Source organism: Saccharothrix sp. ST-888 (assembly GCF_000955975.1).
Classification (GTDB): Bacteria; Actinomycetota; Actinomycetes; order Streptomycetales; family Streptomycetaceae; genus Kitasatospora.
The window spans coordinates 1-318 of the sequence record NZ_JYJF01000837.1; the positions used below are offsets into that span (position 1 = coordinate 1).

Annotated in this window: 1 protein-coding gene; it reads right to left on the reverse strand. The window is 73.3% G+C overall.

Features of this window, described 5'->3' with window-relative positions; genetic code table 11:
• Positions 1–98: 98 nt before the first annotated feature.
• Positions 99–318 (reverse strand): hypothetical protein (locus UK12_RS42470; RefSeq protein ID WP_197085430.1); only part of this gene is annotated, 220 nt, incomplete at its 5' end.

Consider the following 318-nt stretch of genomic DNA (forward strand, 5'->3'; position numbering starts at 1 on the left):
CCGCCCGACAGCGTGCCGGACACCGGAGCGGCGAGCGGCTTCCAGGTCACCCGGTAGCGCCAGCCGTCCACGGTGGACTCTTCGCGGCTCCGGCGGCGCTAGGCCGAGATGGCGGGCAGGGCGGAGCTGAGCGGCTGGTCGCCGTCTAGGCCCAGGGTCGCGGTCAGCGCATCGAGGTCCTCACGCTCCACGACCTCCCAGAACCGGCTGTCCACCGTTGACTGGGCGGCGGCAGAACCGGCCGCCGGGGCGGAGACGGGTGCCTTCGGCCAGTAGTGCTCGCGCTGGAAGGCGTAGGTGGGCAGGTCGATCCGGCGT